Origin of the sequence: Promicromonospora iranensis, from assembly GCF_028994775.1 — a bacterium.
GTDB classification, from domain to species: domain Bacteria; phylum Actinomycetota; class Actinomycetes; order Actinomycetales; family Cellulomonadaceae; genus Promicromonospora; species Promicromonospora iranensis_A.
Genome location: NZ_JAJQMN010000004.1, coordinates 318,881 through 343,042 on the forward strand (window position 1 = coordinate 318,881; position 24,162 = coordinate 343,042).

Genomic DNA, 24,162 nt, shown 5'->3' on the forward strand with positions numbered 1-24,162 from the left:
CCGGTCAAACCCTCCGAGGCTGGGGCTGCCGAGTCAGTCCTTGAGGGGGTCGTGTCCCCAGTTCATCAGGGAGTAGCGCCACCTCGTGTGCTCCACGTCCCCGTCCGGGTGCTGGGCGAGGTGCCGGTGCACGTACCCGACGACCTTGCGCATGTGCGCCTCGTCGTCTTCCGTCAGGTCGCCCTTCTTCGTGCGCAGCAGCCGCAAGATGTGCCTGCCGGACTCGTGTCCGACCGACTCGCCACCGTCCGACTGGCCCACCGACTTCGACTCGTCGGTGTCCAGCCACCGCTCCAGCTCGCTCGCCGTCATGTTCACGGCCTCGTCGAACTCGTCGCTCATGCGTCGTCCTCCAGTGCGGAGGGCTTGTGGACGGCGTCCTTGCCGCTCTTGTCGCTGCGCACGCGGTACTGCGGGTCGTCCTTCGAGGCCCGGACCGTCCGGCCGGCTGCCTCGGTGTCCTCGGTGATCTCCTCGACGACCTCGCCGTGCACCGTCTGCCCGTGGCTGGACCAGGTGACCTCGTCACCCTTGTGGAGCTTTTTCTCACCCATTGGTTCAGTCTGTGTCGACCGACGGGACCTCGCACGGGCGGGCGCTTGGGAGGGTGGTCGCTCAAGCCCGGTGCGTAGCGGGCTGCGGTATGGTTGGCCGCAGCCTCGCCCGTCAGCTCGTCTTTCGTCGTCGCGGTGCCGCGGAACGCGGGGGCGCCGCGCGCATGTGGTCACGAACCCTGCCCAGCACATCGAACAGGGCCTCGACGTCCGCACGCTCCAGCGGCTCGAACAGCAGCTCGTCGAGCACCGCGATATGGCCGGGGAAGACCTTCGCGAGGACGTCCCTGCCCTGCTGGGTGATCGCGACCGTGGTGCTGCGCTCGTCGTCGGGGGACGGTGCGCGCGTGACTAGCCCGCGCTGCTCGAGCGTCTGGGCCTGATAGGTGAGGCCACTGCGGCTGTAGACGACGCCGTCGGCGAGATCGGTCATGCGGTAGCTCCCGTCGGGCGAGTTGCCCAGCCGGGCCAGGAGCTGGAACTGCACGTAGCTCAGGTCGCCGGCCTCCCGCAGCTGTTGCTCGACCGTGTGCCGCAAGAGGCTGCTGACCTCGATGAGCGCGAAGTAGGCACCCAGCTCGGTGGGGTCGAAGGAACGAGGGGTATCGGCCATGCCCGCAGTCTACCTTGCTGCGAACTCGAAGTACTTGCTACGAACTCGAAGCAGTGCTACGGTCCTCACAGATGCTTCGAATCCGAAGCAACAAACTGAGAGAAGGCCATCATGAAGACCGTTCGCTTCCACCAGACCGGCTCCCCCGAGGTCCTGCGCTACGAGGACACCGACCGGCCCGTCGCCGGCAAGGGCCAGGTGCTCATCCGCGTCGCCGGCTCCGCGTTCAACCCGGCCGACAACGGCATCCGAGGCGGCCTCCTGCCGATCCCGGTAACGCTCCCGCACGTGCCCGGCTACGACGTCTCCGGCACCGTCGACACGATCGGCGACGGCGTGAGCGGCCTCCAGGTCGGCGACGCCGTCGTCGGCTTCCTCCCGATGACGGAGGACGGCTCCGCGGCGGAGTACGCGGTCGCCCCCGCCGGCGTCCTCGTCAAGGCGCCGACCAGCATCGACCTGGCCGACGCCGCCGCGCTGCCCTCCGTGGCGCTCACCGCCTGGCAGTCGCTCTTCGACGCGGCAGGGCTCAAGGAGGGTCAGCGAGTGCTGATCACCGGTGCCGGCGGATCGGTGGGCGGCTACGCCGTCCAGCTCGCCAAGCGGGCCGGTGCCTACGTCATCGCCACGGCGAGCCCGCGCAGCCGTGACGCCGTCACGACTGCCGGCGCGGACGAGGTCATCGACCACACGGCCGCCACCGTCCTCGGATCGGTGAGCGAGCCCGTCGACGTCCTGCTCAACCTGGCGCCCATCAGCCCCGACGAGTTCACGGCTCTCGTCGCCCTCGTCCGTGACGGCGGTGTCGTGGCCTCGACGACCGCGTGGATGCCCACGCCCAGCGACGACGAGCGCGGCGTGCGGGCCGCCGGAGTCTTCGTCCGCGCCGACGTCGACCAGCTGGCCCAGCTGGTCGCCCTGGTCGACAGCGGCGAGCTGCGTGTCGATGTGGCGCGGCGGGTGTCGCTGAGCGAGCTCCCCGCGATCCACGCACAGTCAGCCGCCGGCGAGCTGCGCGGCAAGGTCGTGGCCGTCCCCGACGCCCGCTGATCCCTCTCCACACCTCCCCAAGAGAAGAAGTGCGACATGACGTTCACTCTCGATCCTGAGGTCGCCGCGGCCCTCGCCCCGATGGGCGAGGCCATGGCGGCAACCACCCCACCCGCGGTCGGTGACATCGCCGGACGCCGCGCAATGTGGGAGCCCATCCTTGCCGCCGCGAGCGCGGCGCTCCCCATCCCGGCCGATGTGACCACCAGGGACGTCGAGATCGCCACCGGCGACGGCGCGACGATCACGGCGCGCTGGTACGTGAAGGACGGCGCGCTTATGAAGGACGGCGCTGCGGGGCCGGCGGCGCTGTTCTTCCACGGCGGCGGCTACATCTTCGGGCACATCGACCAGTTCGACGGGCCTGTCTCCCGGTACGCGTCGGCGAGCGGCGTGCCCATGCTGTCGGTCGAGTACCGCCGCGCTCCCGAGCACCCTTACCCGACGCCCCTCGAGGACGCGTACGCGGCGCTGCGCTGGCTCCACGACCACGCCGCGGAGCTCGGCATCGACCCCGACCGCATCGGGGTGATGGGCGACAGCGCGGGCGGCGGCATGGCGGCGGCGCTCACGATTCTCACGCGTGAGCGCGGCGGTCCGAAGATCGCGCGCCAGATCCTGCTGATGCCCATGCTCGACGACCGCACCACCACGCCCGACCCACTGATCGAGCCGTTCCTGATCTGGTCGTACGACGACAGCCTCACGGCCTGGCCGGCGCTGCTTGGTGAGGCCGCTGGAGGAGACCAGGTTCCTGCCACGGCGGCACCCGCCCGGTTGTCCGACGCGGCGGGTCTGCCGCCGGCGTATATCGAGGTGGGTCAGCTCGATGTGTTCCGTGATGAGGACATCGCCTACGCCGCGAAGCTGAGCCGTGCCGGGGTGGATGTGGAGTTCCACCTGCACCCGGGTGTTCCCCACGAGTTCGACTCGATCGCTCCCGAGTCGGGGGTGGCGCGGCGGGCGATCGCGGACCGGGTTCGGGCGCTGAAGGCGCTCTGAGCCTTGGCGAACGTGCTCGCGCCTCGGGTGCGAGCACGTTCACCTCTGGCACCACAGCTTCACCACCCACCAATCACGCTCGTGGGTGCATCACAACCCTTGAAGGGAAATGACATGACCTCCACACACCAGTCCCCTGTCGCCGTCATCGGCGCAACCGGCCAGCAGGGCCGCAGCGCTGTCGATGCACTGCACGACCTCGGCGTCCCGGTCCGCGCGCTCGTCCGCAACCCCGACTCCCCCGCGGCCCAGGCGCTGCGTGCGACGGGCGCCGAGGTAGTACAGGCAGACCAGGAGGACAGCCAGTCGCTCACCGACGGGCTCACCGACGTCGCGGCCCTCTTCTACATGACGACCTTCGAAGGCCCGGAAGGTCCCGCAGGCGAGGTGCGACGCGGGCACGCCGTCGCCGAGGCAGCAGCCCGAGCGGAGGTCCCGCACGTCGTCTAATCCTCGGTAGGCGGTGCCGAGCGCGGAACCGGCATCCCCCACTTCGAGAGCAAGTTCGACGTCGAGAAGCGGCTCCGTGCGCTCGTGCCCGCCACGATCCTGCGTCCGACGTTCTTCATGGAGAACCTGACCGCGCAGCTCACGCCCAACGAGGACGGCGAGATCGTCATCCGCATGCCGATGCCGGGCGACGTGCCGGTGCAGATGGTCACCGTGCGAGACATCGGGCGGGCGGCTGCGCGGCTCCTGGTCGAGCCTGGGGCGATCGACGGCGATGCCGTTGAGATCGCGGGCGACGAGCTTTCTCTCGACCTGGTGGCCGCCCAGGCCGGCGAAGTGTTCGAGGTGCCGGCGCGGTTCGAGACCATCCCGCTCGAGTACCTCGGCGACGACGAGGATCTCAAGGCGATGTTCCGGTGGTTTGCCGAAGGGTCTTCGTATCGGGCCGACCTGGCGCAGTCGCGGTCGCTGGTGGCGGAGGTCAGGGACCTTCGGTCGTGGCTGGTCACACAGCGCTAGCAGGAACCGGTGCGGGTGGGAGCAGGGGGTTGAGCGGTTGCTGGCGTGGCCGGGGCACGGGGCGTTCGTCGCTTTCTCGGCGGGCAGTGCAAGACATCCGATCGTCCTCGGCGTCTTCGAATCGAACGTTGAGGTGTCGGGAGTGAGCGAACGGGTGGACCTTCGCTCCCCTGTCTTTGTCGCCGCACGTACAGGGTCGCCGTGGTTTGGTCACTGTCTCGGTGCTGGAGCTCCAACCACAGCGCATCCTCGCCCCACAATTAGCATCGGGCTGCGAAGAGGTCCAGATCCGCGGAGCTTCGGGGTCTGGGCCTCTGGCAGAGTTCGACGGTCGTGACGGCCGGATATCATTTACAGGTTTGCCATGTGATTCGGAGGCGCTGGATCATTGGAATTCGGCGGTTTCTAGTCCAGCGGCGACGGAGAATGCCTGCGGAGTTCCACTCCCATCGGAGGCACGTTCTTTCTCTGCTGACGTATCGCTCATCCGGCCGCTAGCCTCGTTTCACCACATCGAGCAGGGAGACTCCCATGGGTGAGCACGTCGTTGTCGATCCCAGGTTTAGGGCACTGCTGAACGAACTGCGAACGCAGCGCGCCTGGTCACTGCGCGGCCTGGGCGAGCGAGTGCACTGCTCCCACGGGCACATCTGGGACCTTGAGCACGGTCAGAAGCGCCCGAGTCCTGCGCATCTCGCCGAGATCGCCCAACGCCTGGCACCGCACGCCGGAATCGACACCGTGGACACCTACATCGCCCGTGCGCACGATCTTGTCGCAAGCTAGGCGCGACTCATTCCTATGACACAGCATTGGCATCCAGACATGCGACGACAGATGCTGACGGGTCCCACTGCGCATGCCTGGGGACTGGCGGCCGCAGTACTCATGACCGTGCTTCTTGTGTCGTTCGGTGTCTTGATCATCGGCATCGCGCTGTCGATGGCGGGCATCGTGCCGAAAGACCTGCCCTACTTGTACGTGACGCTCACTGTGTTCCTGACGTGCGCGCTCCTAGCAGGGCGCGGCAGTTTCAGTCCGATTGACTGGTTCGTGGAACGCCGAGAGAAGCAGGAACGCGCCCAGGGCTACACCACTGCGCTCAGCGGAGTGTACGAGGACGACATAGCGGTGGACGTGGTCGACTGGCGATCCCGACGAGTGATCCGCATGGCGCACGAACCGCTGGTGGAAAGCAAGTACTTCGCCGACAAGCAGGCACAGATCAAAGACCGGATCCGTCTCGTACGCGCAGCGAGCAAGGGCCGCTAGAGCCGGCCTTCAGCGCGGTCCAGTAGGACCTTCATCAGCCCTTCCACCGACGCCGCACCAACGATCTGCCCCGACTCGATCAGTCCCGGGTCTCCACAAGCGGGATCCAACGGATCTCCTCAGCCTCGTTGATGTCCGGCGCAGCACCTGTGTCATGCCCACCACGGGCGAGGTAGACGATGTTGAGCTGGTCCACGGTGCCGACCATCGGCTGAAAGCGCAGATACTCAGCGCACCACAGGCCCAACGAACCGCTGGCACGATTCCATGCATTGTCAGGGCCCGGCCCGAATGGTGACCTCGTCGCGTGTCGGCCTGTCCGCGCCCGAAGCAGCGAACGGTGCTCACCGACCTACTCTCAGGTCCCTTCCACGAGAACGACGCGGAAGGTTGCGCCCTTGAAGCGATGCGCGGCCGCAGCTTCGCGCGTCGGCCGCAGTCGGGAACTCGATCACCACGACGCCCTCAGGAGCGGCGCCTTCAAGCACCTGCTGTTCGCCGTAGGCGGCGAGGATCTTCGCTGGATGCCCCTCAAATGTGTCTCTGACACTTGCCAGATAGGCGTCAACTTCAGCCTGGTCGTGAGTGCTCTCTTTGAAGAAAACGACGTATGCACTCATGGCGGGCTCCTTCGAACGATGTCCAGCGCGGTGCGCCGGTGAGCGCCGCGCCGCGCGTTCGATGGACGAGGTCATCACAGACGCCTACCCGGAGGAGTACGCCGGACCACGACTCGTAGAAGGCCGCCGTCCGACATCTAAATCACGTGATGCCCCACCCTCTCGCATGGGGCCCTCAGCGACATCCAGGTGCTCATGGTTCCGCCGAGCCCTGGAGCCGAGAACCCGGCGCGATAACGCCACGTACGGCCACGAGGAGACGCAGGTGCCGAGCTGGTCGAGCCCAACAAGACCGGCACCTACCTCGTGTACGGCTGAGACCCGCCGAGCCGCCCTCACCGCGGCGTCGCACAGCTTCCCCCAGACTTACCGTCATCCCGTCACTTCGGACGGGACCCACACACCCCCATGGAAAGGTTCACGCGTGTCTGACGTCGTGGCGATCAAGGACCAGGTGGAGGCGGCCGTGCGGGCCGCCCTGTCCCAGGTGCTCCCGGCCGAGCTGGCCGGCACCGACCCGGTGGTCCGACGATCCGACCGCGCCGACTTCCAGGCGAACGGCACACTCGCCGTGGCCAAGAAGGCCGCACGCTCCCCGCGCGACATCGGGGCCGACGTCGCCGGGCGCCTGACCGGACTCACCGCCGAGGTCTCGGGTCCGGGCTTCCTGAACATCACCGTGCCCGACGACGTCGTGTGGTCGGCCGTCGCGGCACGCCTCGCCGACACCCGGCTCGGCCTGACCACGCCCAGCACGGGTGAGCGGGTGGTGGTCGATTACTCGGCGCCGAACGTGGCCAAGGAAATGCACGTCGGCCACCTGCGCTCGTCGGTGATCGGCGACGCTCTCGTGCGCGTCCTGGAGCACCTGGGCGCGGACGTGACCCGGCAGAACCACATCGGGGACTGGGGCACCCAGTTCGGCATGCTGATCCAGTACCTCGACGAGCACCCGGATGTGTCCTGGAAGGGCCGCGGCGCCGAGACGATGTCTGCGCTGGACGGCCTGTACAAGGCTGCCCGGGCCGAGTTCGAGGCCGATCCGGCGTTCGCGGACCGCTCCCGGGCCCGGGTCGTGGCCCTGCAGGCCGGCGATGCGGCGACCCTGGATGTGTGGCGTGACCTGGTCGCCGAGTCGGAGAAGGCGTTCGAGGTCATCTACGACCGGCTCGGGATCCTGCTGGACGGCGACGACTTCGACGGCGAGTCCCGCTACAACGACGCGCTGCCCGGCATCGTCGAAGAACTGCTCCGCACCGGTATCGCCACCGAGTCCGACGGCGCCGTGGTCACCTTCACCGACGGCGTCACCGGCCCCGAGGGCGAGCCCGTGCCGCTGATCGTGCGCAAGAAGGACGGCGGCTTCGGATACGCCGCCACCGACCTGGCCACGATCCGGCTGCGGGTGGACCACTACCAGGCCGACCGCATCCTCTACGTCGTCGACGCCCGGCAAGCCCTGCACTTCCGCATGGTCTTCGACACCGCCCGCCGCGCCGGCTGGCTGCCCGACACCGTCCAGACCGAGCACGTCCCGTTCGGCACCGTGCTCGGCACCGACGGGCGCCCGTTCAAGACCCGCTCCGGCAAGACTGTGCGCCTGGCCGACCTGCTCGACGACGCCGAGGCCGCCATCCGCACCGTCCTGGAGGCCAAGGAGCACGACTTCGCCGACGCCGAGCTCGACGACGTCGTGCACGCCGCCGGGATCGCCGCGATCAAGTACGCCGACCTGTCCAACACGCGCACGAAGGACTACGTGTTCGACGTGGAACAGATGGTCGCCACCACCGGCAACACCGGCGTCTACCTGCAGTACGCGCACGCCCGCGTTCGCTCCATCCTCCGCAAGGCACGCACCGAGGCGACACCCGGCGATTCCGTGGACGCCACGCTCCCGGCGCACCCCACCGAGAAGGCTCTCGCGCTCACCCTCGACGCCTTCGAGGCCGCCCTGCGCGACGTCGCCGACACCCTCGAACCGCACCGGCTGTGCGGATACCTCTACGACGTGGCCACCGCGTTCACCAGGTTCTACGACGCCTGCCCTGTCCGGAAGGCAGACGACGACACTGTGCGCGCCAACCGGCTCGCTCTGTGCGACCTCACCGGCCAGACCCTCGCCACCGGCCTGGACCTCCTCGGTATCCGGGCGCCCGAGAGGATGTGACATGTCGGTATCGAGAGACGCTCTGAGCGCCGTCATGCCGACACCGGCCAGCACTCGACCCAATGGCGTCTTCGGTCATCGTGACGCTCAGGCTGACGATGTCGACACTGCCCATGATCGCGCCCCTGGTTGGCTGGACGGTCTACAACGGGTTCATCGCACCATACGGATCAGAGCGAAATTGAGGTCATCGGTGAACTCGGCGCGGTCCGGCCGCGGGTCGCACCAGTGGCTCGCTCATCGGCTCACGATGACACCTGACAAGCACCGTCCGCGAAGCTTTCCTAGTTCTCACTGGCCGCCTTTCGCTGACGCGAAGGCTTCGGACTGCAGGCCCGTCGGGATGACCTGGCGCTGAGCCGTAGCCCAGAGAAAGCCGTGGCGTCCTTCGTCAGACCCTCGATACCGTCGCGCCCATGCTTGAGATCCCACAACGGCAGGTACGTGCCGTGTACGACGACGCCACGATCGTCGTCTACCAGGCCTACCCACCCGCTATCGCTGACGCCGCCCTGGCGGCCGGGACGTTCGTGCCACCGTTCAAGCGCGAGCGGATGACCTGGATCAAACCATCGTTCCTCTGGATGATGTATCGCTCCGGCTGGGCGACCAAACCCGACCAGGAGCGCGTCTTGGCCGTACGGATCACCCGCGCCGGGTTCGAGGAGGCGCTGGCGGCCTCGTGCCTGTCGCACTTCGACCGGTCGGTGTATCGCGACGCCGCGGCCTGGACCACGCGCAAGCGCCAGTCCGAGGTGCGCGTGCAGTGGGATCCCGAGCGGACGTCGTCCGGTAGCCCCTTGCCGCACCGGTCGCTCCAGGTCGGGCTCAGCGGCAGCGCCGTCAGCGCGTACATCGACGAGTGGATCGTGGGGATCGACGACATCACCGAGCAGGTCCACCATCTGCACGGCCTGCTGCGCTCCGATCCGGACGCTGTCCCCGCCATGCTTCCGCCGGAGAATGCATACCCCCTTCCCTGCGACGTCGCCCAGACCATCGGTGCAACGCCCACGCCGGTTGCGGCCTGATGAAGCTGGCCGGTACGGCCTGGCGCACGCTCACGGCCGACGTCGCCGTGGGCGGGCGGAAGTTCCGTGTGGTGCGCCCCGCTCGGCCGCCGAAGCACGCCCCGCTGTACACGGGCTACCGGTCCCATCAGATGCTCGTCGACAAGCCGTCGGCCGTCGACCTCGCCGCGGCCTGGTGGCTCGCCGCCCGGTCCCCGCGGACGGTCGTGTGGCTGCCGCTACGCCAGACGGCGGCGTCGTGCGGCAGCCACTGCTACGGCCAGCGGCTCGATCTGGTGCTGATGCATCACAGCCTCAGCCTTCCCGTCGCGGCATGGAAGCAGGCCCGGGCACAGATCCGGCAGACCCGCCCGCACACCGTCGTCCTGCCCGAGCGCCCCTTCCCGGACCTCACCCAGGCCGACCACGAACGGTCGCACTGGCGGGAGAACCATGACCACCTGCGGTTCGCGCTTGCCGCCGACACGCTCTTCCTCATCGGCAGCCGTGCGGCGTTCGAGCTGCAGGCCGACCAGCTACGCGGCCTGGTCGAGGACTGTCCCGCCCACATGGCAGCCAAGCCCGGGACCCATTGCTGCGCCGAGATCGGGCTCGGCGGCGCGCCGTTCACGTCGTCGGACAAGAATCGCCGCAATGCCTGGGGCGAGGTCCACGTCGAGTACTGCGCCGACCACCGGTAGACCCACGCGACATCGGGGCCGACGCTCCGGAGGCTCACAACCCGCACGGTTGACACTCCTGGACCGCCTCATGATCGGAGAACCATGGCAGCCAGTCATCGGTACTCCGCGACGACGTCGATCGTTCCGACGATGTTCGCGTTGAGCTCGTCGAGGTCCTCGGCCGGGATCCAGTACTCCAGGATCGTCGCCCCACCGACCTGCTGGACGTCGTACCGGTCCAGGAACTCGGCAGTCACGATCATTGCGTTGGCCTGGTGCGAGCCAGGCTGGCCGTGAAACGGAGCAGGCCGGCCCGCATCGACGGGCCGGCCTGCACTCAGTTCCCGGGATCAGCCCGTAGCCACAAGCTGCGGCTCCTTCCGAGCCGGCGGGTCGTCCGGCGTCGGCGTCGGCGTCGGGGCCGGCGGGTCATCCGGAGTCGGCGTAGGCGTCGGAGTGGGCGTCGGAGTCGGAGTCGGAGTCGGAGTCGGCTCGATCGGCTCCTGCGCCGTGCCACCGCCGACGAGCGCGTCCTCGTCCCCGTAGCCCACGATGTCGACGCGGGATTCCTGGACGGCCCGGGGCAGCTCGGCGTGGTCGCGACGGAACTCCTCGGTGGGCGTCTGCTTCCTCGGCGACTTGTCCAGCTCGACGCCACCGTAGATCGGGTAGGTCCAGGTCCACGGCTCGCCGTTGACGATCTCCTCCCGGGTGACCTCGAACTGGACCCGGGTCCAGTCGTTCTCCATCATGTCGTCCCAGACGTCCTTGGCCTCCCAGTCCGTCCCTTCGGGCCACACGGATGCGTCCCCGGAGTCGATGATCGCGTCGTACGGTCCCGGGGTCGCCTCGTTGCGCTGCTTCACCCACGCGGCGGCGACCCTGGCCCGGTAGACGCTGCGCAGGTCCGCGTACTTCGGGTCGGTGTTGATCAGCTGCTCGACCACGGGGGCGAGGTGCTCCTGCGCCATCCGGAAGTTGTGGTCCATGATCTCGTCGCTCGCGGTGCACGGCTCCTGGCCGTCGGGGTAGTTGGTGAACTCCATCCGCTCCTTGCCCACGCTCATCGGGGCATCCAGGATGTAGAGGCGGTCACCCTCCTGGCGGACCTTGGCCGGGGCCGCGTAGATCCACTGGCGGGTGGAAGGCCAGCACACGCTGCCGTCCGGGTTGGTCCGTAGCGAGTCCCAGTACGCCGCGCCCACCTCGGTCTCGGGGTTGGTCAGCCGGGTGAAGTCGCGCTTCATCTCCAGGTCGGCCTCCAGGAGCACGCGGGCGGCCTTGGTGTCCGCGAACAGCGGGTCCGTGACCTGGTCGGGGTGGTCCGGGTTGAGGTTGACCCAGAACACCTCGTCGGGCAGGGCGAGCCAGGTGTAGAACGCGTCCGAGCTCAGGTTCAGGGTCTTCTCGCCGCCGAAGGACGGGTTCGCGGCCTCGTCGGGGTTGTCGTCCGCCTGGAACGAGTAGCCGACGTCGCCCGTGCCGGGGTCGACCTCCAGGTAGCTGAGCTCGAGCGACGACCAGTCGATGCCACCCGGCCGCCGGAATCCCCAGTCGCGCGCGCCGAGCTCACGGGGCAGGTTCTGGAACCGCCGCGCCTCTGCCGGGTTCCTTCCGGTCTGCTTGGCCAGGTCCTGCACCTTGCTGTTCTGGCCCTTCGAGCTCGGGTCTATCGGGCCGGGCGCGCAGCGGGCGAGCGCCTGCATCTTGCCCGTGGGGCACCCGCCCGGGTTGGTCGGCTGGATGTTGGTGATCCTGGGCTTGACCTTGATCGGGGCCGAGTTCATATTGGCGTTCTTCAGCGCTTCACGGGTGGGCTTGTCCGGCGCCTGGCCGTGGACGTACGTCGTGCGGGACAGGGTCTTGTTGTCGACGAGGACCTTGTACTTCGCCAACTGTTCCCTCGTGTGCCCCGACCCCGCCTTCACCTCGATGGCGAACCTCGTCTTCTTGTGGACGATGTCCACCCGGACAGACTGGCCCTTCGGGCCCAGAGTCTTCTCGCACAGCCAGTCGTCGCCGGTCAGCCCGAGCTTCTCGACGATGAGCTTGTGCAGGGCATGCCCCCGCGCGTTGTTGTCGTGCACCGTGACGTAGCTGTTGCGCCACCCGTCGAAGGCCGCGTTGATCTTCTCCTTCGTATCGAGTTCCGAGTGCCCGTCGAGCCAGGCGTTCCACCGCGCGAACAGGTGCTTCTTGGTGCCGACGCCCTTCCCCCGGTACTTCGTGCCGTATTCCGCACGCACGTCGTCCGGATCAGTGCTCGGCAACTTGGTGTTCCGGACCGGCTCAGCGGGGTTCACGTAGTCCAGCGGCAGTTCACCGAGCGCGGCGATCTCCGCCGCGTCGGGCATCGTGGTCCGCTGCGTGCCCGTGGGCTTGGGCAGCTTGAACACGTCGCGACACAACTTCCCCGAGAGGTCCGCCGCAGAGGCGGACTCCGCCTGCGGGACCGTCACCAGGGTAAAGATCAGAGCGAAAGCCAGGAGGACCGCCTGTAGCCGTTTCCGAGCATCGGTCGTCACGGACACGATGACTCCTTCCAGGACGTATGGGTCCGTCCGGTCGACGCGCCGGACGACATGTGGCGGCATCAACGTTGACACCGATTCTCCACAAACGCGACGAAAGTCGGCACAGGGCGGCGGCACAGGGCGGCGGCGCCGGGATTCGGTGGCGACGACCGCGTCCGCCCGCCTACCGTGGCGGCATGCAGACTGCGCCCGACGACGGCCTCGCCCGCTGGCTCGACCACATCGGCCCGATGCTGGCGGGGCTGCAGGATCTGGTCGTCGACTCCGGGACGGCGCTCGACCACTCCGCGGCCTCCCTGCGCGACCTCGAACGCCTCCTGCTCACCGAGACGCTGGACGCCGCACCCCGCGAGGGTCTCGTCGAGGCGCTCGGCGGGTACCTCGGGGAGTCGCTGCTGACCGTCGGCGGCGGGGCTTGGTCATGGGACGAGGCTTCCGGCCTGCCGGTCGCCGCCTTGGACGCCGGCGGGACGGTCGAGCCGATGTCGCTCGTCCTCGACGCCGTCACCCGCCGCACCGGCACCGTGTGGGCGGGCGAGCACGAACGCGTCATGGCGGAGGCCGCCCGACGTCGTGCCGACGACGACGGCTGGGAACCTCGCCGCGCCGACCCACCCGCGCTGCCGACCCGTGCGGGCGACGACACGCCCGACCCCTGGCTCCCCCGCTGGCTCACGGCGCGCCGCGACCGGTTCGACGCATGGTCCGCGGAGACCGGGCGAGCCCAGGAGCTCGACTTCAGCCCGGCGTCGCTGGTTCCGCTCGCGCAGGTGGTCCGGCAGCGGATCCCGTCCCCGGAGGCCCTGAAAGCTCAGATGGACGACGACCTCGTGCAGGGCGCGATCTGGTACCTGGGCGAGGTCGCACGGATCCACCGCGCCGCGCGCTGGCGCTACACACCCGACCCGGACGGCACGAGCGCGAACCCCTCGGTAGGCAGGCCGTGGGTCGCGCAGGACGACGACGGCGGGGGGTCTGCGATCCCCGCGCTGGAGCTCCGGGTCGCGGTCAGGGCTGACACCGACGATGTTCTCCTGGAACGGTTCGCGGAGTTCGACTAACAGGCCCTCGATCTTGCGCGGATTTCTTCTTGACGACCCGGGGCCATGGCGACGCAAAGAGGACCGAATCCGTGGAATCCGCGGATCTGGGCCTCTGATCAGGCCGACCACACAAGGGCGGCCGAGCGACCAACTAGAAGTTGATCATGTGGTTCGCAGGCGCTGGATCGTTGGAACTCTGCGGTTTCTAGCCTAGCCGGCGTGGGGCGTGCCTGCTGCGTGCCACTCCGACCCTAACCACGCTGGCACTCGGCGAAGGCTTTCGATCCTGGTGGTAGCGCGCAGTTTGAATTTAAACCCATGCATTCGCGGCTACACGCCGAACCCTTCCAGCCCGACGTCAACGCGGGCGTGCGCGAGGTAGAAGCATGCCTCGTCGAGGTCACAACCGGTGCCGGCGTCGTAGAACTCGCATTAGCTAAACCACGCTCAGTCAGGATGCGGCTCGGCAGTCGGCAGAAGATGCAGTGGCCTGAGAGAGACTCGACGCGGATCCCTTCCGCGTACGAGCCGGCGAAGGCCAGAGCAGTCTCTCTGCGTAACAACGTCATTGCCCGTCTTGCGGGACTTTCCGTAAGTGGGCTGCGTGCCGGGCCGCACGCCACTTGCCGGCGAAGTCCGCGGACACCGACCATTTCCAGGTCGTGCCCGACTTCACGTACCGGATTGGGGCGTTTGACCGCTGGAACCGGCCGCGGACTTCGTTCGTGAGCGCGCCCAGGGCGGCATAGGCCTTGTCCGTCAGCCCTGCGATCGCGAAATCGTGGTTTGTCCACTCACGGACCGGATCGGAAGCAAGCGCGTCGAGCACAACGAGCAGCCTCTCCCCGGCCTCTGCGGCAAGCCGCTCCACGTCCCCGTCAGTCCACTCGATCTCGGGAAGCTCCCGCAGCCGAGGTGCAGCTGCGCTCTGCGCGGCTGCCTCGTGGATCTCGACGTCGGGTCCCGGCCAGGCAGCGCAGATCGCGGCGGTCAGAGCCCTTGAACGTTCCACGATGGCATCGTCGGTCCACGCCTCAGGGTGGTTTTTCAGAACCTTCTTGTTCAGCACGAGAAGGCTGAACTCGTTCAGCAGTGCCCACTTGCCCTTGTTGGGCGCGCCGCCTTCCTTGAGCCCCGCGGCGTCGACGTCGAGCCAGGGTCGGTTAGATAGTGATCCGTTGAGCGACTTGGTGACGAGGGTGAGGTTACCGATCGTGTTCACGAGGCGGTCGCGGAGGGCTTCCTCGTCCGGGCTCAGCCCCGGGGCGGAGTTCCAGTGAGCGCGCCAGCCCTGCGGCATGATGTGCTCGATCTCGAGCTTTGCCGGGAGCGAAACCGCTTCATACATGGTGTTGAGTGACCGGAGGTGGTTCTCGACGGCTCCGAGCACGACACGGATCCGGTCTTGGCGGACATTCCCGTAGAGGCGGATCTCGGGAAGCTGTTCGGCCATGTGCGCGTCCGACGGCCACAGGCGCGTTTCGGCCGACTGCTCCGAGAGGCTTACGACGAGACGATCGCCGGTAGCCTCGGGCGGGCCCCCGGCCAGCATCTTTAGCGTGGAGACCATGAATCTGTTGACGTCCTTGGTCGTCATGCGCAGTAGCATCCGGCGAATTGCCCAGCTCTCGAGCGCCAGCAGGCCTATTCGTCGCTGTTCGTCATCAACACCGTGGTTCTTCGAGAGGAGCCACAGAAAGACAGGCATCGTGGCGGCGAGGTCGAGCCGCTCGATCACCACGCCGTAAAACCGGCCCTCGGGCGTGCCCTGGTCCAGGTCCGCGAGCGCGCGGTACGTGTCGGCGTCCGCGCGGAGGGCGCTGAGCAACGCATCGGCCGACTCCGCGCTTGTCATGTAGGGCTCGGCATACTCCGTGAAGACGCGGAACGTGTTCTCACCCTTGATCTCCTCCTGTCGGCGCATAGTGAGCCAGTACTGGAGAAAGCTGTCGACGCGTGACCTGATGAGTCGTCCCTGCCTGATCTCCTCGCGCCACCACCGGGTATCGAACTCGGCCCACATGGTCTCAGCCCAGGAGTTCACGTCTGCACCGAGACGCTCGCCCTTGCGGAAGACCCAGTTCTTCACGAGGTCTGCCTTGAGCAGCGGTGTGCCCCGGTCGTTGAGCGTCTCGAAGATCAGCTGCGAGTCGTCGTGGCCGGTCAAGTCGATGGCGACGAGCACGAGGCCGTCCTGGAGCGTCGCACTGAGCGCCTCTACACGCAGGCTCTCGTTACCGGGAGGAACGACCCCGTCTTCGTCGGGCTTGCCGGTGACCCACCGCTCGGCTTCTGCGCGAAAGAACTGGTGGGCCGCAATAATCGGATGCTCTCCGGAGAAGTCGCCGCCCCCGTCCATCGCGCACTCGAAAGCGAGACGGTCAGCCTGCGAGGGCCAGACCTTGAAGCGTTCCTTGGTCCCAGCGAACCGAGCGGACCCGTTGCGGATGAGCTCGCCGAGCGACTCTGCCATGTCGTCATGCCCGCGGCCTTCGACAACCTCGTGCACGGCGTCGAGCAGAACCTGCAGGGTAATCATTCGCTGTTGACCGTCGATGACGTCGTGCGGCGTGACACCGCCAGCAACCGGCTTCCTGGATGCGTAGACCACGGCACCGAGGAAGTGGTGCTCATCCGGTTGGGCGCTTGGATCGCGTTCCTTCACGTCAACGTAGGCCTCTGCAACCCGGGCGATGTCATCCCACAGCGGAGCCCACTGATCCTCCTCGTTCCAGACGTAGGGCCGCTGGAATGCGGGGATCTCGTAGTGCTCCTTGCCCTCGAGCAGGTCTCGCGGGGTCCGTGCATGGGCTTCCACGTGGGTCGGTCTCCTTCGGGTGCGAGTACCACCACGCTAGCGGGAATGCCTGATGGCGGCTTCAGGCACGCCCACGCCCTTGGTCGTCTCACCCAACCCACCCACGAATCGGACAGGGAGCTGGCAGGTCGGGCGGCTTCTCCTGGTCACGCGCGCTGCGCGGGCCCGCCCAGAAGCCGCGCCATATCAACTGTGGAAGGCGCACGGACGATCGAGCCCAGCGGTGACTGAAAGTTATACGCAGAAACTCACTCGCCCGCCTCTGACGGCACCCCACGGGTGCCCTTTACGGCCATCCACGTCACAAGCCGAACCTCGTGCTTTTCGAAATCGGGCAATGGCTTGCGAGGCGGCGGCGCGGTGATTCCAGCATCGTCAAGGACCTGAATGACCAACCCGATTCGCTCCTCGTCTGTTCGACCTTCGTTCAGGGCTCCTCGGACCTGCCGGGCGACTTTTGCCGACGGCACGCTCCGCAGCCGGTTAGCTATCGCGATCTGGGCGTCCCGCCCGAGGTAGGCGCCCTTGCGGAACACAAGCTGGTTAGCATCGCGGAAGGACAGCGGAAGGTCCGGCTGGAACGCGTTGGGATCTGTCAGTTCCTTCCATGCCGTGAAGACACTGTCGCGTGCAACCTCCCAGGCGTCGAACGCGTGGTCATAGACGTTCTCAGGGAGCCACCGTTCGGCGATCGTGTTCTGCGGATCGGCGACGCGTAGCGAGATGAGTGTGTCTTGGGAGACGATCGGGACGCCTTCGTCGGTATGGCGAAGCGACCAGTCGTCCTCCGCGGGGACGTAGCGGAACCACGGCTTTGGACTGTCGCCGATCTTGACGCAGAAGACGTACCCGTTGCCGTGGACAGCGGAGTTGACAAATCCGCTGCCTGATCCGTACGGCAGGCCGAGGACGTCAGCCTTGAGTTGCGGTTCCATGCTGAACGCGCCGAACAGACGACGGCGGTACTCCTCCCCCGATAGCGAGGCCGATGCGCCGCCGGTGTCCAGCAGTTTCTCGAAGTCGTCAACAACCTGGTCGTCTGCGAGATTGATCTCGTGTCCTGGGGCCCGGCCTGGCAGGACCTCGCCCGCGCCCACGGCGGCGTCCGCAAGTGCCAGCTTTGTGGTGAGGCGGTCTTCGAGGGCGAGCAATGTGTCCAGGCGCTCAGCGGGAAAGAAGAGGCCGAGGTAGACGTAGTCGTGCTTGGAGCCAATGCGGTCGACTCGCCCGTGGCGCTGCACAATACGCATTGGGTTCCAAGGCAGGTCGAAATTGATCATTTGGCCAGCCTGCTGGAGGTTGACGCCCTCGGCGAGAACATCAGTCGTGAAGAGGATGTCGAACTCGTCTTTCGCCGTCGGCTCGCCAGCGGCGTTGCGCGGGCCTGCGGTCGCTGGGGCAAAGCTGGCGATTGTCGACGCGCGTCCGCCCTGATCGACGCCGCCGGTTGCGCCCCGCTCATGCGTGCGTGCGTAGGAGCCCATGATCGGTGGCGCCACTCGGTCTCGGTAATCGGCGAGCGGCGACCCGGCCGGAGCGTCCGCGATTGACTTCACCACTGCCTCGTGGACTGGCACGATCGTGTCGGTGAACGCCGAGAAAACGATGACCTTGCGACGGTCGGTGTGGGACACGCCGCGCGGGTCGACGCGCTGGGCATCTGTCGCGATCTGCGTCAGTTCGTCGATCAAGCGCTCGACCTTGGGTTCGATGCCGTCGATCACGACCTCGGCAAGGTCGCGCAGTTCGTGCAGCAGGGTGATGTCCGACTCGACGTCCGCGCGCAGCTCGCGGAGGTGATAGCCGTCGACCGACTCGATCTGGTCGTCCCTGTCGAACTCGGCAACGAACTCATCGAGGTCGTCCGAGTCGGACGACACCCACTCCGTTAGGGCCTCGCCCTTAAGAACGAACCCCTTGCCGAGCGCATCGAGGAACGCCTCGTGGGAGGAGATCATCCTCTTCAATGATGCGTGCAACGCTTGCGGGCTGGACTCCAGCCGCTTGAGCAGACCGGACCGGAGCAAGCCGGCGTTCGTGATCTGATACTCCTGCAGATCGTGGTCGACTGTGTACATGCTTGACAGGTAGCGAGCGAGCATGAGCCGCTGGGGGTCGAGCGATCGGTACTCCCACGCACGCAGAGTATGCGGGTCGGTCGGGTCGTTCAGGGCGTAGACCATCGCATCGATGAGCGCGAGGCCATCGTCGTCCAGGTCGTAGTCGATGCGGCGCACCTTAGGCTGCGGGAACTTGATCGTCGTCGGCCTGCCGTCCGGCCCGATGATCAACTCGTTGGCGTAGTGCTCCTTCACGAACTTTCGCGTGCGGCGCACTGCGACCTGATCCATCAGGTCGAACAGGTGCTCCGGGGTGAGGTTCGCGGGGTCAATGGCCTGTGCTTGCTTGATGTAGCCACGGATGCTCGGGATGCCCAGGGACGCGAACCGCGCGTCGTCTCGAATGAAGTACTTGATCAGCGTCTCAAGATCGGTCAGCGAGTTGTTGACTGGGGTCGCGGTCAGCAGCACGACCTTCTTCGGGTGGCTGCCTGCGGCAATAACTCTGTCGACGGCACTGGAACGTTGGGCTCCGGCGTTGCGCAGATTATGAGCCTCATCGATAACGACGAGCGCGTAATCCTCGACCTCCTGCACGAATGCGTGGTTGTCGGGGTGGTCCGGTTCGAGTTTGTTGCGGACCTCTTCGTAGGAGTAGACGCGCACCCAACGACTGAAGTCGTGGGTGACGAGGAATGGTTCCCACATTGAGGACTTCAGCGCGGCAGGCGCGACGATCAGCACGCGTTGACGGTTGACGTTCGCCGTGCGGTAGATCACCTCGCCGGCGAGGTAGGTTTTGCCCAGGCCGACCTCGTCGGCGACGAGCACACCACCGTGCTCGTCGAGCAATCGTTCCATGCGGACAACGCCGTCAGCCTGGAAACGGGTGAGGTTAAGACCCGTGCGTACGTTGGGGTTCTCCTCAGCGTCGAGGTGCTCCCCGTACAGCTCCCACAGCATCCGCAGGTACACCGACCACGGCGTGTGCGGATCCCACAGGCGCCCGTAGAGCCCAGCGAGATCGTAGGGATCGCTCAGGTTCCAGAAGTGTTCAAACCACTCGCTGACCTTGCTTGCAGCGCTGGTGCCTCCTCCAGTACCGAGGTTGAGCTCGGCGTTATGCGCAAGTCCGGCGTAGGTCATGTTCGACGACCCGGCAATAGCAGCCTGGGCCGCGGCATCTTCGACGAGATACGTCTTGCCGTGCAAGAAGCCGCCCGCGTAGCGACGCACCTCGACCTTGGCACTGCCCAACGGGTCCGCGCTCTCCAGCCACTCCACCATCCGCTTCGCCTTGGAAGTAGGCACTCGGGCGAAGCCCATAGTGTCGCGCTCTGCCTCAAGCCATGCCTGGTGGTGCTTGATCGCCACGTCGCGCCGAACGTCCTGGTCCGAGTCCCCCGAGGTGATGGCCCGAACAGAGTCCTCCTCCGGCTCGGCCCCGAGCAACAATCTCACGCGAGGTGCAGCCTCAAGCTCATCCGCGAGCAGGGCGAACCCCGCCGGATTGATGTACGCGGTCGCGATCGCGATCGGGGGCGCGGTGACCTTGTTCTCGCGAAGCAGGCGGAAGAGTTCGTTGACCTTGTCCGCGACCGTCGTTGTCAGTTCGCTCGGTGCGTGGTTAGTAGCGAAGTCAGGCAACTGTGTCATGGCTGCACCTTCCACTGCCGGTAGTGCTTCAACACTGCGTCGAGCCGAGCCTCGTACGCCCAACCCCGGTGGAACGTCGCAAAGACGTGCTCGATCTGATCCTCCGTAAGTCCATACATGAGACTCACAAGAGCGTCCGCCTCAGCCACAAGGTCGCTCTTCTCGATCTCTGTCTTCACAGAGCCGACCTGCACGCCAACACTTGCCGCCCATTCGGTGAAGCGCTCGTCGCTCGCTGCGAGGCGTCCGGAAACGTTGACCAAGCGCCTCCCCCAGTTGGACGCTACGTCGATCGAAGGAATCGGGCTTGGGCTCAGGAGCTCGAATGACAACTTCAGCTCGACCCATCGTCGCATGTACCAATCGAAGGGGATGCTACACATGACTCCGAGGAGGGCGGCAGTCTCAGTCGCGCCGCCCTTGCGTTGGACGATAACTGGAGCTTTTTCCATGGCTCCAGTTCCAGGCGGAAGAAGACACGCAATAACCGTCCGCGAATCTGTCGCCCTGGTGATATCACGAAATGCAATGCGGGCACCATCAAGCGGGAGAGTGCCCCTCTCGAACTTGAGGCCGTTGTACGCAGACCGTTTAAGGCGTGCCGATCGCGTGAGCTTCTCCGTCAGATACGGTCGTAATACGTCAGGGCGTCCGTAGGCCTTCGGCAGGCCAGCAGTCGGGTTCCAGATCTTAAACGATGCGCCAGTTACTACAGGAATGCGCCCACGAGGTTTGTCCACATCGAACTCCAGCACTCGGCGCTCACTTGTGGCATTCAGGTCCCCCTGAAGCGGCCGAAACTCCCAGTTCTCGCGGGGGGCGTCAAACCGTGGGCTCTGCTTCATCTGGCGGAACACCGCCGCAGATTCCGGGTCGGGTATGAGCGGGAATGCTGCGGTGTTCGACCAACCGAGGAACTCGTCAGCCGGGACTTCCCCAAGGAGAGAGGATCCAGCGAGGAAGTCCTTCTGACTACCAAACGGTCCGGAAAGTCGAACCACCTTACGGGCGGACTTAGCGAGTACCGTCAAGCAGACCGTATAGGCGCTATGAACGTTGTCGAAGATCCACCCCCCAGTATTCACAAGCGACACAACACTATGGAACGATCCTGACCGGAGAATCGTCCGCCGCCACTCGGCCAGGCCGGCGCCAGCAAGCGCGCTGCGGGGCAGGACCACACCCGCACGCCCGTCCACACGGAGTAGTTGCCAGTTGCGCCAACCGAACGCCGAGAATAGATCGAGGTGGGCAGCCCCAACACCGGGGAACGGGCCAGCGGCGACAGCTTCACTCATGTCGCGGACGCTGGCAACTTCACGCTCATACTCGGCTTCGAGATCTGGTCTGGACTTCCGGAATTCTCCGAGGGCGCGCGTACGCTCCTGTTGACGCATCGCGCGGAGCCCTGGAATCCGCAGTCCCCACCATTGGTGTTCTTCGACGTGCAGCTTCTCCCATGGCGGGTTCCCAATGAGGACGTCGAACCCGGGGTTATCGCGCAGAAATACCTCGGGGAAAAGGTAGGGCATGTGCGCGGGCCTGAGCTGGTCATGCACGTCGTCGATCGCGTCTGAGGAAATAAGATTTTCAAGCCCCTCGTCATCCATGACGATTGCGGGAGGGATTCTTCCGATGCGGGTGGCTACGGCCGCGTCGAAGATTCGCCGAGTTGGTTGAGCGGCCTCTCGTGCCCGGACGATCGCCTCAGCAGCCTGCTTCACTTCAGCCTTGTTCGCCTCCGAGGCGTTACCAACATCCACGAGGAGGTTCTTCGCGGTGGCGAGGTTCTCTAGGATGACGTCGTCAAACAGGGTTGCCTGCCCCGGCGCACGTGACGGATGCAGAGCGTCGATCGCTTCGTCGATCGTGCCAATTCCCGTCAGGCTGTTGGCGCAAACTATGCCATGGTCGAGGTTGCTCATCGGCAAGCCCGGTACAAACGTGTGTATCCACAACGCGAGGCGTGCGAGCTCGACCGCCATCGGGTTGATGTCCAGCCCGTAGATGCAACGCCTGGCCACCTGGCGGCGAAGCAACCCAACCTCGTCCACATCGCTCTTGGCAACGTCATCGGTGCCCAGGGCGTAGCGGGCTACTTCAGCAAGCCGCAACAGCTCCTCCGTGACCCCGGGTACGGCGTGCTCGGTGAGGAACGTACGCATTAGGGCTTCAATCTTGTCGACAGCGGCAACAAGGAAGTGCCCAGACCCCATCGCGAGGTCAGCGACGCGGAAGTCGAAAAAATCGCGCGCCGCGGCCGACGCGTCTCCGTGGTCGAGGTATACGGCAATTCTCTCCAGGTGAGAAGCGAGCGATGGGACGATCGAGCGTTCGATCAGGTGATCGACAACGATCTTCGGCGTGAAGTAGGACCCTGTAGCCTTCCGTTCACCCGATGCCGTGTGGAAATAGACAGACCCTGAAGACGCATAGATCTCGTCGCTTCCCCTCGCGGGAACCCACGCTCCACTGCTGTCTACGGTCAAGTCTTCCTCGGCAAGCGAGAGCGAACTTTCCAGCAGGCCCTCATAGATGGTGCCGAACTCGCGCACACTCAATGATCGGAAGTCGACCGGACCGGGCACGCCGTCATTGTTTACATCGATTAAGAGGCTCTTCAACGCGGGGCCGAGTGCACTATCGGGCAACTCGATCTTACTGATCAGTGCTCCTTCAGGCGAGCGGTCTGGCTCGGTCGAAAAGAGGCCGCCATTGTATGCAGGGATCTGCCACTGCGAGTTACCATGGTCGATCGCGTCCCAAACCTGCACAAGGTCTAACCAGATCGTCGAGGAGTCGCCGAACGCATCGGCTTGAGAGTCGAGCAGACGTTTGGCGTTTGTCTTGAGGCTGTTAGCGTCAAATCCCTCGTTGCGTCCAGACGGCAAGAGGCCACGGTCTTCGGCGTAAGCCTGGAAAAGCAACCGGAACAGAATCCGCAGCGTTACGCGGTACGCAGTCGACAGGCCTTCAGCATTGAGCGCAAGTCCGGCGCTCCGCGCCAGCCGCATTGCGACTTCCACAGCAAGAGGCGGGACGATCTCGTCGTAGATGCGCTCACGGAGACGGGCACCGAGCTCCGTCGCATAGCGGGAACTGTCGCGCAGCAGCTCGTCAGCGGTTCCTTCAGCCGCTAGGGCATCCGCAGAGAAGATGAGCGGAAGAAGCGCTGCGTACCCGGAGTCGATCGTTGAAAGGTCGATCTCGAAGAAGGTCTCGGCCTGCCCCTTGGACCCGACGCCGACACCGTCACGACCCGGGTAGAGTCGGATTTGGTCCTTGCGCAGGACGACAAGCCACGGAACCTCTTGCCGTGATGCAACAGCGAGACCGAACGCGACCGGCGAGAGCTGGAAGCGCTGAGTCTTGGCATCAAACTGCTCCGAGTCATCGAGCAGGACCGCCGCCGCGCGAGGGGGGTGGCCCCCAATCGAAAGAAGCATCGTTCCGTTCGGCCCTGGCAGCGTGCCGAAGCCAAGAGCCTCAATCAGTTGCTTGCCGCGCTTGCTCAGAAGCGGTGCGGCTTTCGTAACCAGCGCGTCCCAGTCGGAGCGCTTTGGGACGTTGCTCGTGATGTGGTGAGAGGCGAAGAGTCCACTGTTGGTGAAGCCCGCAACGCCGGTCGAGTCGTTGGCCTTGCGGAAGCCAGCGAACCGCTCGGTTGCGGCAAGTACATCGGACTCCGCCAGAACCGACTGGAGCTGGCGTTCCGCTTGCTCCACCGGCAGATCGATGGGCTGGGCCTGTGGGTCGGGGCCGAACAGATGTGCGGTCCCGTCGTAGATCACGGCGACGACAAGTTGGATCTGGGTCTTGCCCTTGCGGGCGGCGAAGAGATCCCGCAGCACCTGTCGTGATGGCGAAATCAGCGCCTTCGCGACCGCGACCTGGAACCCTCCTAGGCCGAACGGGTCAGGGCCAAGGTAGACCTTCTCAAGCGTGACGCCGTCAGGCGGGCTCGCCAGCGTCCACGTGACAGCCTTGTCGGCGTCTAAACGCACTCTTGTCTCCCCAGATTATGTCCAGCTACATACGATCATCGACTCTTGTAGGCCTCACGGTGCTACCTGCTGAGGTGCGTCGGAACAAGGCAGTTACTCCGGTC

The 24,162-nt window shown here is 66.0% G+C and carries 17 protein-coding genes and 1 pseudogene; 9 read left to right on the forward strand and 9 right to left on the reverse strand.

Going from position 1 to position 24,162, the window contains the following annotated elements; all coding sequences use genetic code 11:
- Positions 1-33: 33 nt before the first annotated feature.
- From LUU90_RS09125 to LUU90_RS09135, 3 genes are all read right to left on the reverse strand, one after another.
- Positions 34-342: a DUF3140 domain-containing protein gene (locus LUU90_RS09125; RefSeq protein ID WP_275003066.1), complete on the reverse strand. Its 309-nt coding sequence runs from the start codon at positions 340-342 to the stop codon at positions 34-36.
- Positions 339-554, reverse strand: a complete 216-nt coding sequence (locus tag LUU90_RS09130) for a DUF2945 domain-containing protein (RefSeq protein WP_275003067.1) — start codon at positions 552-554, stop codon at positions 339-341. The genes LUU90_RS09125 and LUU90_RS09130 overlap by 4 nt, the downstream gene beginning before the upstream one ends.
- A gap of 112 nt (positions 555-666) precedes the next feature.
- Complete coding sequence (locus tag LUU90_RS09135; protein ID WP_275003068.1) at positions 667-1,167, reverse strand: MarR family winged helix-turn-helix transcriptional regulator; 501 nt, start codon at positions 1,165-1,167, stop codon at positions 667-669.
- A gap of 111 nt (positions 1,168-1,278) precedes the next feature.
- On the opposite strand from LUU90_RS09135, the gene LUU90_RS09140 reads away from it, so the two are divergent.
- The 5 genes and pseudogenes from LUU90_RS09140 (at position 1,279) to LUU90_RS09160 (ending at position 5,460) form a co-directional block, all read left to right on the forward strand.
- Positions 1,279-2,217 carry an NADP-dependent oxidoreductase gene (locus tag LUU90_RS09140; protein ID WP_275003069.1) on the forward strand — a complete coding sequence of 313 codons (939 nt, stop codon included), beginning with the start codon at positions 1,279-1,281 and terminating at the stop codon, positions 2,215-2,217.
- A gap of 36 nt (positions 2,218-2,253) precedes the next feature.
- Entirely contained in the window at positions 2,254-3,219 is a 966-nt protein-coding gene (locus tag LUU90_RS09145) for an alpha/beta hydrolase (RefSeq protein WP_275003070.1), read from the forward strand.
- A gap of 114 nt (positions 3,220-3,333) precedes the next feature.
- A pseudogene (locus LUU90_RS09150) lies at positions 3,334-4,188 on the forward strand (NmrA/HSCARG family protein).
- Between the two features lie 531 nt (positions 4,189-4,719).
- Positions 4,720-4,974, forward strand: coding sequence for a helix-turn-helix domain-containing protein (locus LUU90_RS09155; RefSeq protein WP_275003071.1), 255 nt, complete (start codon positions 4,720-4,722; stop codon positions 4,972-4,974).
- Positions 4,975-5,013: 39 nt separating this feature from the next.
- The gene (locus LUU90_RS09160; protein WP_275003072.1) at positions 5,014-5,460 is read left to right on the forward strand and encodes a hypothetical protein; all 447 of its coding nucleotides are present in this window, start codon (positions 5,014-5,016) and stop codon (positions 5,458-5,460) included.
- A gap of 344 nt (positions 5,461-5,804) precedes the next feature.
- Here LUU90_RS09160 and LUU90_RS09165 read toward each other — a convergent pair whose 3' ends face one another.
- Positions 5,805-6,080 (reverse strand): DUF1330 domain-containing protein, encoded by a 276-nt coding sequence (locus LUU90_RS09165; protein WP_275003073.1) that lies wholly within the window; start codon positions 6,078-6,080, stop codon positions 5,805-5,807.
- Positions 6,081-6,504: 424 nt separating this feature from the next.
- Between LUU90_RS09165 and argS the strand changes: the two genes are divergently transcribed.
- From argS to LUU90_RS09180, 3 genes are all read left to right on the forward strand, one after another.
- Complete coding sequence (gene argS, locus LUU90_RS09170; RefSeq protein ID WP_275003074.1) at positions 6,505-8,250, forward strand: arginine--tRNA ligase; 1,746 nt, start codon at positions 6,505-6,507, stop codon at positions 8,248-8,250.
- 416 nt (positions 8,251-8,666) lie between these two features.
- Positions 8,667-9,281, forward strand: a complete 615-nt coding sequence (locus tag LUU90_RS09175; protein ID WP_275003075.1) for a DUF4291 domain-containing protein — start codon at positions 8,667-8,669, stop codon at positions 9,279-9,281.
- Positions 9,281-9,961: a hypothetical protein gene (locus tag LUU90_RS09180; RefSeq protein ID WP_275003076.1), complete on the forward strand. Its 681-nt coding sequence runs from the start codon at positions 9,281-9,283 to the stop codon at positions 9,959-9,961. The genes LUU90_RS09175 and LUU90_RS09180 overlap by 1 nt, the downstream gene beginning before the upstream one ends.
- Before the next feature lie 95 nt (positions 9,962-10,056).
- Here the strand turns inward: LUU90_RS09180 and LUU90_RS09185 are convergent, their stop codons facing one another.
- A complete protein-coding gene (locus LUU90_RS09185) occupies positions 10,057-10,200 on the reverse strand; it encodes a hypothetical protein (RefSeq protein WP_275003078.1) in 144 nt (47 codons plus the stop codon).
- A 93-nt stretch (positions 10,201-10,293) separates the two neighbouring features.
- Positions 10,294-12,339, reverse strand: coding sequence for a hypothetical protein (locus tag LUU90_RS09190; RefSeq protein WP_275003079.1), 2,046 nt, complete (start codon positions 12,337-12,339; stop codon positions 10,294-10,296).
- Positions 12,340-12,653: 314 nt separating this feature from the next.
- Here LUU90_RS09190 and LUU90_RS09195 point away from each other — a divergent pair, with 314 nt between their 5' ends.
- Entirely contained in the window at positions 12,654-13,538 is an 885-nt protein-coding gene (locus LUU90_RS09195; protein WP_275003080.1) for a hypothetical protein, read from the forward strand.
- A gap of 547 nt (positions 13,539-14,085) precedes the next feature.
- Here LUU90_RS09195 and LUU90_RS09200 read toward each other — a convergent pair.
- The 3 genes from LUU90_RS09200 to LUU90_RS09210 form a co-directional block, all read right to left on the reverse strand.
- Entirely contained in the window at positions 14,086-16,338 is a 2,253-nt protein-coding gene (locus tag LUU90_RS09200) for a DUF262 domain-containing protein (protein WP_275003081.1), read from the reverse strand.
- Positions 16,339-16,586: 248 nt separating this feature from the next.
- Positions 16,587-20,054, reverse strand: coding sequence for a helicase-related protein (locus LUU90_RS09205; protein ID WP_275003082.1), 3,468 nt, complete (start codon positions 20,052-20,054; stop codon positions 16,587-16,589).
- A complete protein-coding gene (locus LUU90_RS09210; protein WP_275003083.1) occupies positions 20,051-24,058 on the reverse strand; it encodes an Eco57I restriction-modification methylase domain-containing protein in 4,008 nt (1,335 codons plus the stop codon). Before LUU90_RS09210 ends, LUU90_RS09205 begins: the two co-directional genes overlap by 4 nt.
- Positions 24,059-24,162: the final 104 nt, after the last annotated feature.

Coding starts and splice junctions, on each gene's coding strand:
- LUU90_RS09125 (WP_275003066.1), bottom strand. CDS start 342: ATGAGCGACGAGTTCGACGAGGCCGTGAACATGACGGCGAGCGAGCTG.
- LUU90_RS09130 (WP_275003067.1), bottom strand. CDS start 554: ATGGGTGAGAAAAAGCTCCACAAGGGTGACGAGGTCACCTGGTCCAGC.
- LUU90_RS09135 (WP_275003068.1), bottom strand. CDS start 1,167: ATGGCCGATACCCCTCGTTCCTTCGACCCCACCGAGCTGGGTGCCTAC.
- LUU90_RS09140 (WP_275003069.1), top strand. CDS start 1,279: ATGAAGACCGTTCGCTTCCACCAGACCGGCTCCCCCGAGGTCCTGCGC.
- LUU90_RS09145 (WP_275003070.1), top strand. CDS start 2,254: ATGACGTTCACTCTCGATCCTGAGGTCGCCGCGGCCCTCGCCCCGATG.
- LUU90_RS09155 (WP_275003071.1), top strand. CDS start 4,720: ATGGGTGAGCACGTCGTTGTCGATCCCAGGTTTAGGGCACTGCTGAAC.
- LUU90_RS09160 (WP_275003072.1), top strand. CDS start 5,014: ATGCGACGACAGATGCTGACGGGTCCCACTGCGCATGCCTGGGGACTG.
- LUU90_RS09165 (WP_275003073.1), bottom strand. CDS start 6,080: ATGAGTGCATACGTCGTTTTCTTCAAAGAGAGCACTCACGACCAGGCT.
- LUU90_RS09175 (WP_275003075.1), top strand. CDS start 8,667: ATGCTTGAGATCCCACAACGGCAGGTACGTGCCGTGTACGACGACGCC.
- LUU90_RS09180 (WP_275003076.1), top strand. CDS start 9,281: ATGAAGCTGGCCGGTACGGCCTGGCGCACGCTCACGGCCGACGTCGCC.
- LUU90_RS09195 (WP_275003080.1), top strand. CDS start 12,654: ATGCAGACTGCGCCCGACGACGGCCTCGCCCGCTGGCTCGACCACATC.
- LUU90_RS09205 (WP_275003082.1), bottom strand. CDS start 20,054: ATGACACAGTTGCCTGACTTCGCTACTAACCACGCACCGAGCGAACTG.